We start from the raw sequence: 14,187 nt of genomic DNA, 5'->3' as shown, positions 1-14,187 counted from the left end.
TCCTTATCCTTTCGAAGCACCTGCGGTAAGCCCCTGAACAAGGAATTTCTGCAGGAAGACAAACAGCAGCGTAATCGGAACCGCAATTAGCACAGCACCTGCGGCGAACATCGTAAAGTTCGAGTTCTGATACGAACTGACCAGATCCCACATGCCGACAGCAAGTGTCCAATTCTCTTTGGAACGCAGCACCAGCCGGGCGAAAATAAAGTCTACCCATGCTCCGGCAAAAGTCGTCAGCGCCACGTAGATCAGAATCGGACGGGCAAGCGGCAGCATAATCCGGTAAAAAATCTGCAAATGATTCGCTCCATCAATCCGTGCCGACTCATCAAGGCTGCGTGGAATAGTATCGAAGAAGCCTTTAATAACAAAACCGTTCCCGAGTACAGAACCTGCGGAATATACGATGATAATCGCGGTATGCGTATCAAGCAGGTTAAGCTGAAGCAGGAAAATATAAACCGGTACAAGACTCATAAAGCCAGGGAACATACCAAGGACGAGCAAAGTTGTCAGCAGTGTTTTCCGTCCCTTGAACCGGAAGCGCGACAGTGCGTACATACTAATCGTCGCTAGAATCGTCGAGAAGATCATCGACAGGATCGCAATTTTCAGCGTGTTCAAATACCATCTGCCATAGAGAAACACCTTGGAGTGAAACAGTTCCGTGTAGTGTGATAAGGTGAAAGACTTCGGAATAAACGAATCGCTGTACAGCGAAGTGCCTGGACGGAGTGATGACAGCAGCACCCAAAGCGCAGGATAAATGCAGCAGATTGCCAGACAGGCAAGCACCACATAGCTGAGCGCCAAACGAATATATCTGCCTCTAGACTTCATTGGATCATGTCCTCCTCTTTGAACGACTTCGTACGGCGATAGTTAATGATAGAGAACGTAGCGATAATGATGAAAATAATAATGCCGATCGCCGAAGCCATGTTGAATTGGCTGTTGTTCAGCGTCAGTTTGTAGAGCCACGTCACAAGCAGATCTGTACTGCCCGCGTATTGATACTTGCCGTTGAGCGGCTCGCCGTTCGTCAGCAGGAAGATCAGGTTAAAGTTATTGATGTTACCTGCGAATTGTGTAATGAGAATCGGCGCTGTCGTAAACAGAACAAACGGCAGCGTTATGATACGGAATTTCTGATAGCCTGAAGCGCCATCCACTTCAGCCGCTTCATATAAATCTTTCGGAATCGCAGTAAGGACACCAAGAATGAGGACCATGGAAACGGGAATTCCGACCCACATATTAACGAGAATCGCAGTTACCTTCGCCATAGTTGGGTCCGTCAGCCAAGGCAGCTTGCCAAAACCAAAGTAAGATAGGTATTGGTTGATTGGACCAAATTGGCCGTTGAACAGATTACGCATGACAAGCAGCGAGATCATCTGCGGAATAGCGTAAGGCAGAATGAATAGCGTCCGCCATAGTTTTTTAAACTTAACATCCTTCTGTTCAATCAAAAGAGCTACGAGCAGTCCGCCAAAATAGCAGGTTACCGTCGCCAGTATGGCCCAGATAATCGTCCAGGTAAATACGCCAAAGAATGTTCTGCTCCACGACTTGAGCGTCAGCAGATCACTAAACGTCTTAAAGCCAACCCAATCGACTAACTTAGCTGGCGGGATATGTTGAGGCAATGAGTAGTTCGTGAAAGACAGCAGGATCATGAAGATAATCGGCATAATGGTTAAGAACAATACGCCGAGTCCCGGTATAGTCAGCAGCAAATGCGGGAACTTGCGGTCCCATACATAACTGATGGATTCTCGGAAGGTCGCAGCCATTCCACCTTGATCCGTCTTCTCACCCGTACGATACGCATCGCGAATATTCATAATGTAAATGACAATAAAAAGTGCAAGCAGCAAAATCGTAATAAGGCCGTTAATCATTAGGAAGATCGAATGATCTCCTTGGACCGTCTTATAAAGCTTCCCAACCTTCATCATCTTGGATGGTGTATCCCCAAGCGTCCAAATGCCCCAAATATCTTGTGCCAAACGCGGAATGAAATAAAAAAGTGCTATTGCTTCAGTAATAAGCAGTAGAAGACCTTTAATCAATTGCTTGTTGTACAGCTGGCCAAGCCCTAGTGATAAAGCTGACAGTATAGCAGCAGTATTGCGGCGGCGATTCATATCCGTGCACTCCTTTCCATAGCTTGCGCCCGCCGAAGTCGTAGTCGCTTCGGCGGGCGAGCCGTCTATCTCTTTTTATTAAGAAAAACGATTATTTCGTCGCGCCTTTAACTGCCTCTTGTACTTGTGTTACTGCGTTATCAGCAGCGGCCTTCGGGTCTTTGCTCTCGTTCCAGATGTCAGCAAGCGCTGCACCCATTGGATCCCATACGCTGCCCATTTCCGGAATGGAAGGCATAGCTTGTGAGTTCACGAATTGAGCCGCGAAACCGCTGGAGATTTCATCCGCTTTGAACGTTGGATCTTCCACCGCTTCGTTGTTCGCTGGAATAGCACCAGTGAGCGAGTAGTCTTTCAGCTGGCCTTCTTTGGAAGAGATGAAGTTTGCAAATAGACGAGCTGCATTCGGATACTTCGTGAACGAGTTGACGTACCAAGCTTTAACACCGGAGAACGATACAGCCGGCTTACCGTTAATGGTAGGGATTGGAGCTACGCCAAAGTTAATGCCAAGGTTTTTGAAGTCCGCTACTTTCCAAGGACCTGTAATCGTCATCGCAACCGATTTGTCTGCGAATTTACCTTGGATAATATCAGCAGAAGCATCGCCGGATTTGATCGGCAGAATTTCTTTCAAGGACTGGAAGTATTTCAGACCTTCTACTGCACCATCGTTGTTCATACCGATATCAGCAGGGTTTGTACCGTTCTCACCAAACACATAACCTCCAGTCGAAGCGAACCAGATGTAGTTGAAGTACAGGTTGCCTGTTTCCCACATGAACGCATATTTATTGCTTGCAGGATCATTGAAGGTTTTTGCGAATGTTTTGATATCATCGAATGATGCCGGTGGTGTTTGTACTAGATCTTTGTTATAGAACAAAGCATAAGTTTCTACCGAGCGAGGGTAGCCGTACAGGATACCATCGGACGTTACTGCGCTCACAGCTGCTTCAGCGTTAGCTGTTTTTGTCTCGTCTTCGAAGTAATCGTTAGGAAGAACAAGGCCCGCTGCTACCGCTTGACCAAGGTTGTCATGCGGGAAAGTTACAACGTCCGCGCCGATGCCGGCAGGACCGTCAGTTGTCAGCTTCTTCACTTGGTCCGGAGACTCAACTTCTTCGATCTTAACTGGGATGTTGTATTTTGCTGTAAATTCCTTCGCCATCTCTTCTACAAAGCTGCGCTCGTTCTTTGAATCCCATACAGTCAGCGTTGCGCCTTCTTCTGCTGCGATTTCTTCTTCAGCCGGTGCAGCGCTTGCATTACCTGCATTGTTAGCAGCCTCTTCCGTTGTTGCTGGAGCATTCGTTGCTGCATTAGTGTTGTTATTGTTGCCGCCACCACAGGCAGACACAATGAACAAAGCTGTGATCATCGTCGATACAAACCATTTTCTCATTCTTAAAGATCCCCTTCCGTAATGTACGACTTGGAAAAAAACGCTTTATGCACCGATTTAGCTCCTTTTTCTACGCTGCGGCTATCGTCGCCACCTTTAGTTAGTTTGTGCAAACGTTTGTTTAATAGGCCGCATAAAAATAAAGGAATGCATCGTTTTCACTTTTAATCAGCCTATATCACGCCAATTACCGCCATGAAAGCGTTATATCCATGATTTCATCATACAACAGCCCATCTCGTTTGTTAAAACGTTTGCACAGATGATCTGCACAAGCATTCTTGTAGTTATCTCAAGATTCCTTCGTTTTTCTCATATTTCCCCAATATTTCATCTTTTGTTCAACAAACCTCAAGTCAGACAGTTTACTTTAAACAGCCGTTCAAGTAACATAAATGCATATAGTTCAAACGATTGCATAACAGGTAAGGGGATCACGATAACGATGGTAACCATTAAAGATATTGCAAGAGCAGCAGGAGTCTCCCCTTCGACAGTGTCGCGGGTGGTGTCCAATCATCCCCGCATCAGTAAGGAGACTACCGCCAAGGTTAAAAAGATTATGGAGGAGATGGGCTATCATCCAAACGTCATGGCTAAGAGCCTCGTATCAAAAACAACGAAGACGTTAGCCATTATGCTCCCACGTCCCGCAGAAGAGCTGTTCCAGGACTTCTTCTTTGGCGAATTATTAAGAGGAATATTAACCCACTCTACGAGAGCGGGTTACGATATGCTGTTAACAACAGCAACAAGTGCACACGATGAGACTGAGACGATCTCCAGACTCGTATTCGGCAGAAGAGTTGACGGAGTGATCCTGCTGTCTGCTAGGGTAAACGATCCACTCATCCGTCATTTGAACCAGCAGGATTTCCCAAGCATTCTGATCGGCCGAAGCGATGAAGAAAGCAGCCACATGATGACGGTCAATAACGATAACGTGCAGGCTGCTTATGATGCGACACAACATCTGATTAAGCAAGGCCATTCACGTATCGGCTTTGTGAGCGGACCAACGAATTTGACCGTTTCACATGATCGGATGGAAGGTTATAAGAAAGCGATGCGCGAGGCTGGACTGCCGATGCAGTCAGAATGGATTGTGGAAGGCGAGTTCCTGCAGGAAAGCGGCTTCCGTGCGATGTCCTTTATCATGGGACTGCCGGAGCGTCCTACCGGACTAGTCGTTATTGATGATGTCGTGGCGTTTGGCGTATTACGTGGATTAACTGAAATCGGCTATAAGGTTCCGGATGATATCAGCCTTGTCAGCTTTAACAATATTGCACTGTCTGAGCTTGCGACACCACCTATCAGTTCCGTTGATATCGGCACGTACCAGCTTGGATATACAGCATCCCAAATGCTGATCCGTCTTATTTTGGACGAGCCTGTTCATCAGTCTCATGTCACGATTCCACACCGGCTGATTGTACGGGAATCATCCGTTCATTTGGCAGCCAATCGCCCTCTCTAAGGCGTATGTAATTCCTTTCCTGCGTACACACTATTGTCTAGGAAAGGAATGAGGAACCTATGACTCAAACAAATGATGTCCTGAACAAACAAATTGCCAACTGGAGCGTCCTGTATATTAAGCTGCATAATTATCATTGGTATGTAAAAGGAACTCAGTTTTTCACCCTGCACGTAAAGTTCCAAGAGTTCTATGAGGAAGCTGCCCTGCATGTCGATGAGCTTGCCGAGCGGCTGCTTGCCTTAAAAGGCGCGCCAGTTGCTACAATGGCAGAATACTTAAAGATCGCCAGCATTAAAGAAGCCAACGGCAGCGAATCAGCCACCCAGATGGTCGAGACGTTGATCAGCGACTTCACCACTGTTATCACTGAATTAAAGCAAGGCATGGAGATTGCCCAAGGGGCCGGCGATGAGACAACCGCCGACATGCTGCTTGCGATTCATACTACACTCGAGAAGCACGTATGGATGCTGACCGCCTTTAACGCTTAAACATACTTGATTGTAACCCCGCCGAAGCTGAGCTTTGGCGGGGTTTTGTTTTGCCGCTGAGGCGAAACCGCTGGCCGGGGCTGAGTTAAGACCCTTCCGGGGGCTTATTGAGTACCGGACTAGCCTGATTTGATCCAATAAGACCCTGTCAGGGACTTATTCAACGATGAATGGCGATTGGATGTGGTAAAACCGCTGGCTGTAGCTGAGTTAAGACCCTGCCGGGGTCTTATTGGACGACGTAGTTGGACGTGGCACAGCGGCCGGATGATAAACTTGAAACATTTGCCAATTCCCTCTTGAATCGTATACTATTGTATACATTAAAGGAGGAATGAACAGCATGCCGATGGACAAAATCAATACGAATAATATTGAACGAAAATGGCTTAACCTTCCTTATTACACCGAATCCCCTGCTCAACAGCTTGATATTTATTTACCAGAGACTGGCGATGGGCCATTCCCGGTCATTATGTCCATCCATGGTGGAGCGTTTAAATTTGGCGATAAAGCCGATATGCAGCTGAAACCTATGTTGAAAGGCTTGAAAAGACAATACGCGGTTGTCTCTATCAATTACCGTTTAAGCGGTGAAGCTATCTTCCCTGCCCAAATTTATGATGTAAAAGCGGCCATCCGTTGGGTGAAGGCAAACGCAGATAAGTACCATTTGAATGCCGAGAAAATCGCTCTTTGGGGCGGTTCAGCCGGAGGTCATCTATCTTCTCTTGCAGGTACTTCTGCGTTTAACTCCGAGCTTGAGGATCTCAGCATGGGCAACTCTGACTACTCTTCTGAAGTGCAGGCGGTTGTTGACTGGTTTGGCCCAACCAACTTCCTCACGATGGACGAACTGTTCATTCATAGCGTTGTTGCCCCACATCAGGTGCACATTGCTTCTGACTCCCCAGAATCGCTACTTATCGGACAGACCATTACGGAGGCTCCGGAGAAAGTGAAGGCGGCCAATCCTGAAACCTATATTACGGAGCAAACACCTCCGTTCCTCATCCAACATGGCACACATGATCCACTTATTCCCACGGAGCAGTCCGTTGTCTTCTATGAGAAGCTTGCTGCTGCAATTGGTGCAGATAAAGTGAAGCTGGATCTGCTCGAAGGAGCCGGCCATGGCGGCAAGGAATTCGAGACCGCAGATAATATTAAGCAAGTTCTGAATTTTATTGATCGTTATTTAAAGACTTAGACAGCATTACTCAAACATACATATACCCTGCAAAAACAAAAGCGGCATGCCTGATTCGGCATACCGCTTTCTGTATGAACTAAACCAATTTGATTGTGCAGCTGGCTGCTTTTTCACCGCTCCAAAGCGCTTCAAGCACGTCGCCGTCATGCAGGGCGGCTACGCCAGCAGGCGTGCCGGTGAAGATAATATCGCCAGCGCCAAGACCATAACGCGCATCGATATGCCGCACTAACTCGGAGATGCTGAACAGCATCTCACGCGAGTTACCAATTTGCGCTTGCTCGCCATTTCGAAGCAAGGCAAAATCCTGTGCCTTCAATGCTTCTTCACCCGGATACACCTTCCATTCGCCAAGCGGCGCGGAGGCTTTGAAGCCTTTGGCATCCAGCCAAGGCTGGCCTTTTGCCTTCAGCTTGCTTTGTACATCACGAAGCGTCAGATCAAGCCCAAGAGCAAGTCCATCAATAATTTCGTCCGGCTCCATGCCAGGCTCAAGGGAACGGGAAATCCGCAGAACGAGCTCCAGCTCAAAGTGAACTTCCCCACGACCACCTGGAATTTCAACTACATTACCGTTCATCGGAACAACCGCATGGGAAGGCTTCGTAAAGACGAGCGGCTCCTCCGGCACTTCATTACCCAGCTCAAGCGCATGCAGACGGTAGTTCCGTCCGATGCAATATATGTTTCGAATATCATTTGCCATTATGAAATCCTCCTCCTGCTAACCCTTCTTCTGGGCAGCAATCATTTCGGCGAGCTCATTAAGCTCCGTCCACCGGTCCATTAATTGCTCCAGCTTCTGCTCCAACTGCTGCTGCTCTTCAATTAATTGCTGCAGCAAAACAGAATCACTGCCTGCGTTATTCATCTTATCTGTAACAGAAGCCAGCTGCTCTTCTGCTTTCGCGATCCATTCATCAATTTGCTCGTAATCCTTCTGATCCTTGTAGGACATACGTGTTACACGTTCACCGGCAGGCTTGCTGCCGCTGTCTGCGGAAGGAGCATTTGTCCCAGCAGCTGGTTTGGCTGCCGCCTGCGCTGGTTTGCCGTTTCCTGCCGATTGGCTAGATGAGCTGCCACCGCTGCCAAACTTTTCGACGTACTCTTGGTATTCGGTATAGTTGCCCACATGCTGCGTAATAACGCCTTCTCCTTCGAACGCGAAGATCTTATCTACCGTGCGGTCCAGGAAGTAACGGTCATGGGATACGACGAACACGACACCTGGGAAGTCATCAAGATAATCTTCCAAAACAGATAATGTCGCGATATCCAGATCATTGGTTGGTTCGTCCAGCAGCAGCACGTTTGGTGCATTCATCAAGACACGAAGCAACTGCAAACGGCGCTTCTCACCACCAGATAGTTTGCTAATGATCGACCATTGCATCGCAGGCGGAAAAAGAAACCGCTCCAGCATTTGGCCCGCTGAGATTGTTGTACCATCTGCCGTGCGCACCTGCTCCGCATCTTCGCGAATATACTCGATCACACGAAGTGACTCATCCATCTCTTCATGCTCTTGCGAGAACCAGCCGATCTTAACGGTCATCCCCAGCTCAATTGTCCCTTCATCGGGCTGCAGCTTGCCTGTAATGAGGTTAAGCAAAGTGGATTTACCACTGCCGTTACGGCCAACAATACCGACACGATCCTCAGGTACTGCGATATAGCTGAAGTCCTTAATGAGGGTACGATCACCAAACTGTTTGGAGACCGACTCCATCTCTACGATTTTTTTACCCAGCCGTGTCGAGGCAACCGATACATCCATTTTGCCAGAAGATTGCTTAGGAGCCTGCGCTTTCAGATCTTCAAACCGATCGATTCGGGCCTTCTGCTTGGTAGACCGGGCTTTCGCTCCACGACGAATCCAAGCCAGCTCATTACGAAGCAGGTTCTGACGTTTATCTTCCGAAGCCGCCTCCCGCTCTTCCCTTTCCACCTTCAGCTCAAGAAAACGACTGTAATTGGCTTGATAGAAATACGCACGCCCTTTGTCCAGCTCAATTACGCGGTTGCTGACCCGATCCAGGAAGTAGCGATCATGCGTAATCATAAGTAAAGCGCCTTTGCGTTTCTGCAGCATACCTTCGAGCCATGCAACGGACTCATTATCAATATGGTTGGTGGGCTCGTCCAAAATAAGAATATCCGATGGTTGCAGCAGCGCCGCCGCCATCGCGACACGCTTCCGCTGACCACCTGAGAAGGTATCTACTTTATCGTCAAAATTCAAGATACCCAGCCGGCCCAGTGCCGTCTTCGCTTCACTTTCGAGCGTCCAAGCATCAAACTCATCCATCTTCTGATTCGCTTTAATAAGCCGATCCTGCAGTGACTCATCACTTGGCTTAAGCTCAAGCGCCTCAAGGGCAGCCGCATATTCGCGAACTGCGCGCAGTTGAGGCGAGTTGCCGCCAAGCACATGCTCCAATGCTGTTTCGCCGGGTGCAAATACCGGGTCCTGCGCAAGCATCCGGACAACCACACGGTTGCCGATCGAGATTCCGCCAGCATCCGAAGGCTCAAGTCCTGCGATTACCTTCAGAAACGTTGATTTACCTGTACCGTTCACACCAATAATGCCGATCTTATCTCCATCCTCGACGCCAAAGGTCACGTCTTCGAAGAGCATTTTCTCGCCATAGCTTTTCGTTATATGTTCAACCGATAATAAATGCATGAGGGAACCCTACTTTACATCCAAAATGTGCAGCATCCCGCAAGGGCATCTGCCACCCGTATCATACCATACTCCACCGCTCGCTGGCACCCGAGCCATCTCTTCTGCGCTCCATAGTCCAAAACTAATTCAACCGCCACATAAGGTTCCCCGGGACCTTATGTCACCAAAACCCACGCCATCGGCCAACCAAACGTTGACCATTGCCCACCCATCTCCACTATTCAAGCAAAACTTAAGGTCCCTCAAGGACCTTAAGTCAAAGAAAAAGGTAGCTAGTCGGTTGGTTAAGGTCCCCTAGGGATCTTAAACCTCCAAACACCAGTCTCAATCCGCACTTTTCCAATGTTCAAACAGAACTTAAGGTCCCTCAAGGACCTTAAGTTAAAGAAAATGGTAGCTAGTCGACTAGTTAAGGTCCCTGAGGGACCTTAACACAGCCGGGCAGCAATGTTGAGCGCCGAGATGAACGGTTGATTTGAGAGCTAGGGTCTCCACAAGCCCTAACAAACAAAAAACAGGCTCCGAATTTTCGGAGCCTGCATCTTATCTAAAATTAACGTTTGCCGACCATAGCTTCCGGTTTCACGTATTCGTCGAACTGCTCCGAAGTAAGAAGGCCGCTTGCGATCGCGGATTCTTTCAGCGTCAATCCTTTTTTGTGTGCGTTTTTCGCAATTGCTGCTGCGTTCTCGTAACCGATGTACGGGTTCAGAGCAGTAACCAGCATCAACGATTGATCCAGGTTACGTTTGATTACCGCTTCGTTTGGCTCGATGCCAACCGCACAGTTATCGTTGAACGAGATCATACCGTCCGCCATGAGAGCAACGGATTGCAGGAAGTTGTAGATAATAACCGGCTTGAACACGTTAAGCTCGAAGTTACCTTGGCTTGCTGCAAAGCCGATTGTTGCGTCGTTACCAAACACTTGGCAAGCTGCCATCGTCAGCGCTTCGCTTTGTGTAGGGTTTACTTTACCTGGCATGATCGAGCTGCCTGGCTCGTTCTCTGGAATCGTGATCTCGCCGATGCCGCAGCGCGGGCCGCTTGCCAACCAGCGAACATCGTTCGCAATCTTCATCAGATCTGCCGCAAGCGCCTTAACAGCACCGTGTGCGTACACGATTTGGTCATGGCTTGTCAGCGAGTGGAATTTGTTTGGAGCTGTAATGAATGTTTTACCTGTCAGAGCTGTAACTTCAGTTGCCACTTGAACAGCAAAATCAGGATGAGCGTTCAGGCCAGTACCAACCGCTGTACCGCCAAGCGCAAGTTCCCGCATCGTGTCTACGCTTTGAATCAGCATAGCGCGAGTTTTCTCAAGCATCATGTGCCAGCCGCTGATTTCTTGGCCAAGCGTAATCGGAGTAGCATCCTGCAGATGCGTTCTGCCGATTTTCACAATGTTATCGAATTTCTCCATTTTCTCTGCGAACGTACCCGCAAGCACATCAATGGCTGGAATCAGTTTATCTTCTACCTCAACAACACCTGCGATATGCAGAGCAGCCGGGAATGTATCATTCGAGCTTTGCGAACGGTTCACATCATCGTTAGGATGGATGCGCGCTGCACTGCCGCGTTCAGCAAGCAGCTGATTAGCACGGAAAGCAACAACTTCGTTCACGTTCATGTTTGTTTGTGTACCGCTGCCTGTCTGCCATACAACAAGCGGGAACTGCTCATCCCATTTGCCAGCCAAAATCTCGTCAACAGCTTCGCCGATTACGCCGGATTTCTCCGCATCGATCATGCCAAGCTTTTGGTTCGCATTTGCTGCAGCTTTCTTAATGATCGCCATACCGTATACAACTTGAATCGGCATCCGTTCGCCGCTAATTTTGAAGTTTTGCAGGCTGCGCTGGGTTTGAGCTCCCCACAGCTTGTCTGCAGCAACCTTAATCTCACCCATTGTGTCTTTCTCAATCCGGAATTCCATGCTCTTTAACGGCCTCCTTCGTTATTACATGCACATAGTACTACTTTATACAAAATCACCTAGTCATTTCAATACGATTACCGCCTCATATCGATGCCGGGACGGCATAATTCACAAAATGCGGCATGCACAAGCGTAAACGGCTGCGCCATCCTTAGGAGGAGCAGCCTACGTTTCGCGGGTGAAATATAAGCGCTGTATAGAGTGAATTTATACTTTCTTATATTTTAAAAAAAGCCCTGAGCGGGGAACAAACCCTCCTCACTCAGGACGTTTCGAGTCTTACAAGCCTTTCGCGCTGCGATAAGCTTCCATATATGCGCTGGCTTTCTGCTCGATAAGTGAGAAGTCGCCAGTAGCTACTGCATCCTTCGTCAGGTCAGAACCGATACCAACCGCTACTGCTCCTGCTTTGATCCAATCCTTCAGATTGGAAAGCGATACGCCGCCCGTTGGCATAATGTTCGCTTGCGGCAATGGCCCCTTGATCGACGGGATGATGCTAGGCGAATACAGATTGCCAGGGAACAGCTTGACCACATCAACACCAAGCTCAAGCGCGCTTTGAATTTCATGAATCGTCATCGTGCCCGGCATTACAGGAATCGAATAACGGTTGCAAAGCTTAATCGTATCCGGGTTAAAAGCAGGTGCCACAACAAATTCCGCACCGGCCAGAATAGCAGCGCGAGCTGTCTCCGGATCTAGTACCGTACCAACACCAATAATTGCAAAGTTTTCCGAGTCCGGTGAAGCCGTGCTGGAATACTCTTTGGACAGCTGTTCAATCGCACGAAGCGCGAACGGCACTGTCATCGTAATTTCAATCGCTTTAATTCCGCCTTTAATAGCACGGCGTGCCATCTCCGCTACTTCCTCCGGTGAATCTGCACGCAGAACGGCAACGACACCTGCCTCTACTAATTGCCCAAGTACTTTCAGCTTCTTCATGAATAATGACCTCCCATAGTCATAGGTGAAATAAACGCAAAAAGATTGAACATTCCCGCTCCATTATAGGCACATATCCACAATTCGGACAACCCTTACAAAAATCTGGTTCCATTTTCGCTTGTAAGCGGATACTTATAATATAGTCTAGCGTAAACGGCTGTGCCGTCCTCAGGAGGAGCAGCCTACGTTTCGCGGATGAAATATAAGCATAGTAAAAATGAAAATTTATACTTTCTTATATTTCACCTCAGTTATTTCAAGAAAGGAATGATTCTAATGACAACGCCATCTGCTTCCCATCTTATTACACCAGGATCAACCCTTTTCTCCCTAATGACCCGCCATAAAGGCAGCCTTATGACCTTATCGACAACTGCCGGTATGGAGCAAGGCATTCTGACGGCATTTGATCCCTCTTATTTGACACTTGTTACCGATACGAACCAAACCAGATACGTGCTGGTTATGAACATTGCTTCCTTTTCCTTTGAACCGGCCTACTAATGCAAAAAGAGGGTGTCCCAAGCGGCCTGTTCAGACCTCGTGAGACACCCTCCTATTGTTCTAAACTTCCGAATAATCGATCTCGAGGAACGCTTCTACTTCCTTCTCCCAGCGCTCAGCTACAAAGCTTACATGCAACGGATGCACATTATACGCCTCGTAAGCCGCCTGATCAGAGAACTCCATCGAGAATCCTAACTTATAATCATTCTTTGGGCTTACTTGCCGGAATACCCGGAACTGCGACACAACAGGAATGGAGCTGAGAATCGCCTTGCCATCCTCCAGAAACTTGCGCTCCTGCTCAGAACCTTCTTCATGCTTTAATGTAAAAATAACGGAATGCTGGATCCAAGATGTCGACAATTGCTTCCTCTCCTTCAACGCTTTGTTCAGGCCAAGCCTGCCTTAAGTATATAATTAATAAGGACGGTCGCCAATAATGGAAATCCGTTCCGCCACACGGCGGTTTGGATAATAATCGGACGAGGCATAATGCTGCGTCGAACGGTTATCCCATAGCGCTATCGAATTCTTCGCCCAATTGAAACGCACTTGATACTCCGGAATCTCCGCTTGTCTGAACAAGTACTGGAGCAGCTCTTCGCCTTCTTCCGGGTCAAGCCCAACGATTCGTGTGGTGAATACCCGATTGACGAACAGCGTCTTGCGTCCAGTCTCCGGATGTGTCCGGACAACAGGATGCTCAGCAGCCGGGAACTCCGCTTGTTTCTGAGCGAGCAGCTCTGGCGGCATATTCCGTCCGAAAGTTGGCGTAAAGTCATGAATCGCTGTCAGACCATTAATACGCTCTTTTACTTCTTCTGGGAGGTTATCGTATGCAGCGCCCATGTCCGCCCAAAGGGTATCCCCGCCTTGTGGAGGCACTTCGGATAAACGGAGCACCGCGCCAAAGGATGGTTCCAGTCGCCAAGACACATCCGTATGCCAATTATTCTCTTGGCCCTTCATGTTTGCGTCTTTCTCGAAACGAGTAATTTCAGCGGCTGCACCTTTTGGCAGGAACGGATGATTCTCAAGCTCACCCCATTGTCTTGCAAAATCCAGCTGCTGCTGGCTCGTAATATCCTGATCGCGGAAGAAGAGCACTTTCCACTCCAGTAATGCACGATGCAGCTCAGCCTTCACCTCCGGCGATACCTGCTCTCTAAGGTCCACTCCTTCAATCTCAGCACCGATCACCGGGCCAAGCGACTTCAATGTGAATAATTCATAGGGACGCTCTTCAAGGCCATCAGCCAAACGCTGCAAGAAACGTGGACCGCCTTGGATTTGGCGCTTCGAGAAAAGATCAAATTGACGGGATGTGTCGACTGTTGATTGAGTCAT

At 48.4% G+C, this 14,187-nt stretch carries 13 protein-coding genes; 4 read left to right on the top strand and 9 right to left on the bottom strand.

Annotated elements, in window-relative coordinates:
- Nucleotides 1-3 precede the first annotated feature (3 nt).
- From AC0YNT_RS25275 to AC0YNT_RS25265, 3 genes are all read right to left on the bottom strand, one after another.
- On the bottom strand, nucleotides 4-843 hold the full coding sequence (locus AC0YNT_RS25275; RefSeq protein ID WP_167278736.1) for a sugar ABC transporter permease: 840 nt from the start codon (nucleotides 841-843) through the stop codon (nucleotides 4-6).
- Nucleotides 840-2,153, bottom strand: coding sequence for a carbohydrate ABC transporter permease (locus AC0YNT_RS25270; RefSeq protein WP_475807090.1), 1,314 nt, complete (start codon nucleotides 2,151-2,153; stop codon nucleotides 840-842). Before AC0YNT_RS25270 ends, AC0YNT_RS25275 begins: the two co-directional genes overlap by 4 nt.
- Nucleotides 2,154-2,244: 91 nt before the next feature.
- On the bottom strand, nucleotides 2,245-3,558 hold the full coding sequence (locus AC0YNT_RS25265) for a sugar ABC transporter substrate-binding protein (protein WP_475807089.1): 1,314 nt from the start codon (nucleotides 3,556-3,558) through the stop codon (nucleotides 2,245-2,247).
- A 445-nt stretch (nucleotides 3,559-4,003) separates the two neighbouring features.
- On the opposite strand from AC0YNT_RS25265, the gene AC0YNT_RS25260 reads away from it, so the two are divergent.
- From AC0YNT_RS25260 to AC0YNT_RS25250, 3 genes are all read left to right on the top strand, one after another.
- A complete protein-coding gene (locus AC0YNT_RS25260) occupies nucleotides 4,004-5,038 on the top strand; it encodes a LacI family DNA-binding transcriptional regulator (RefSeq protein ID WP_167278733.1) in 1,035 nt (344 codons plus the stop codon).
- A gap of 59 nt (nucleotides 5,039-5,097) precedes the next feature.
- Nucleotides 5,098-5,532, top strand: a complete 435-nt coding sequence (locus AC0YNT_RS25255; protein ID WP_475807088.1) for a Dps family protein — start codon at nucleotides 5,098-5,100, stop codon at nucleotides 5,530-5,532.
- A gap of 343 nt (nucleotides 5,533-5,875) precedes the next feature.
- Complete coding sequence (locus AC0YNT_RS25250) at nucleotides 5,876-6,742, top strand: alpha/beta hydrolase fold domain-containing protein (RefSeq protein ID WP_475807087.1); 867 nt, start codon at nucleotides 5,876-5,878, stop codon at nucleotides 6,740-6,742.
- A gap of 79 nt (nucleotides 6,743-6,821) precedes the next feature.
- Here the strand turns inward: AC0YNT_RS25250 and AC0YNT_RS25245 are convergent, their stop codons facing one another.
- The 4 genes from AC0YNT_RS25245 to AC0YNT_RS25230 form a co-directional block, all read right to left on the bottom strand.
- The gene (locus AC0YNT_RS25245) at nucleotides 6,822-7,451 is read right to left on the bottom strand and encodes a fumarylacetoacetate hydrolase family protein (protein ID WP_475807086.1); all 630 of its coding nucleotides are present in this window, start codon (nucleotides 7,449-7,451) and stop codon (nucleotides 6,822-6,824) included.
- A gap of 18 nt (nucleotides 7,452-7,469) precedes the next feature.
- The gene (locus AC0YNT_RS25240) at nucleotides 7,470-9,437 is read right to left on the bottom strand and encodes an ABC-F family ATP-binding cassette domain-containing protein (protein ID WP_475807085.1); all 1,968 of its coding nucleotides are present in this window, start codon (nucleotides 9,435-9,437) and stop codon (nucleotides 7,470-7,472) included.
- A gap of 556 nt (nucleotides 9,438-9,993) precedes the next feature.
- Nucleotides 9,994-11,379, bottom strand: coding sequence for a class II fumarate hydratase (gene fumC / locus AC0YNT_RS25235; protein WP_475807084.1), 1,386 nt, complete (start codon nucleotides 11,377-11,379; stop codon nucleotides 9,994-9,996).
- Nucleotides 11,380-11,661: 282 nt separating this feature from the next.
- Entirely contained in the window at nucleotides 11,662-12,330 is a 669-nt protein-coding gene (locus tag AC0YNT_RS25230) for a bifunctional 2-keto-4-hydroxyglutarate aldolase/2-keto-3-deoxy-6-phosphogluconate aldolase (protein ID WP_475807083.1), read from the bottom strand.
- Nucleotides 12,331-12,609: 279 nt separating this feature from the next.
- Here AC0YNT_RS25230 and AC0YNT_RS25225 point away from each other — a divergent pair, with 279 nt between their 5' ends.
- Nucleotides 12,610-12,837 (top strand): hypothetical protein, encoded by a 228-nt coding sequence (locus tag AC0YNT_RS25225; RefSeq protein WP_475807082.1) that lies wholly within the window; start codon nucleotides 12,610-12,612, stop codon nucleotides 12,835-12,837.
- Nucleotides 12,838-12,897: 60 nt separating this feature from the next.
- Here AC0YNT_RS25225 and AC0YNT_RS25220 read toward each other — a convergent pair whose 3' ends face one another.
- Nucleotides 12,898-13,203: a Dabb family protein gene (locus AC0YNT_RS25220; protein WP_475807081.1), complete on the bottom strand. Its 306-nt coding sequence runs from the start codon at nucleotides 13,201-13,203 to the stop codon at nucleotides 12,898-12,900.
- Between the two features lie 54 nt (nucleotides 13,204-13,257).
- The gene (locus AC0YNT_RS25215) at nucleotides 13,258-14,187 is read right to left on the bottom strand and encodes a TauD/TfdA dioxygenase family protein (protein ID WP_475807080.1); all 930 of its coding nucleotides are present in this window, start codon (nucleotides 14,185-14,187) and stop codon (nucleotides 13,258-13,260) included.

This window comes from Paenibacillus sp. J22R56, assembly GCF_056269375.1.
Note: the sequence above shows the minus strand (reverse complement) of the source record. Positions and strands in the feature narration are given on the sequence as shown.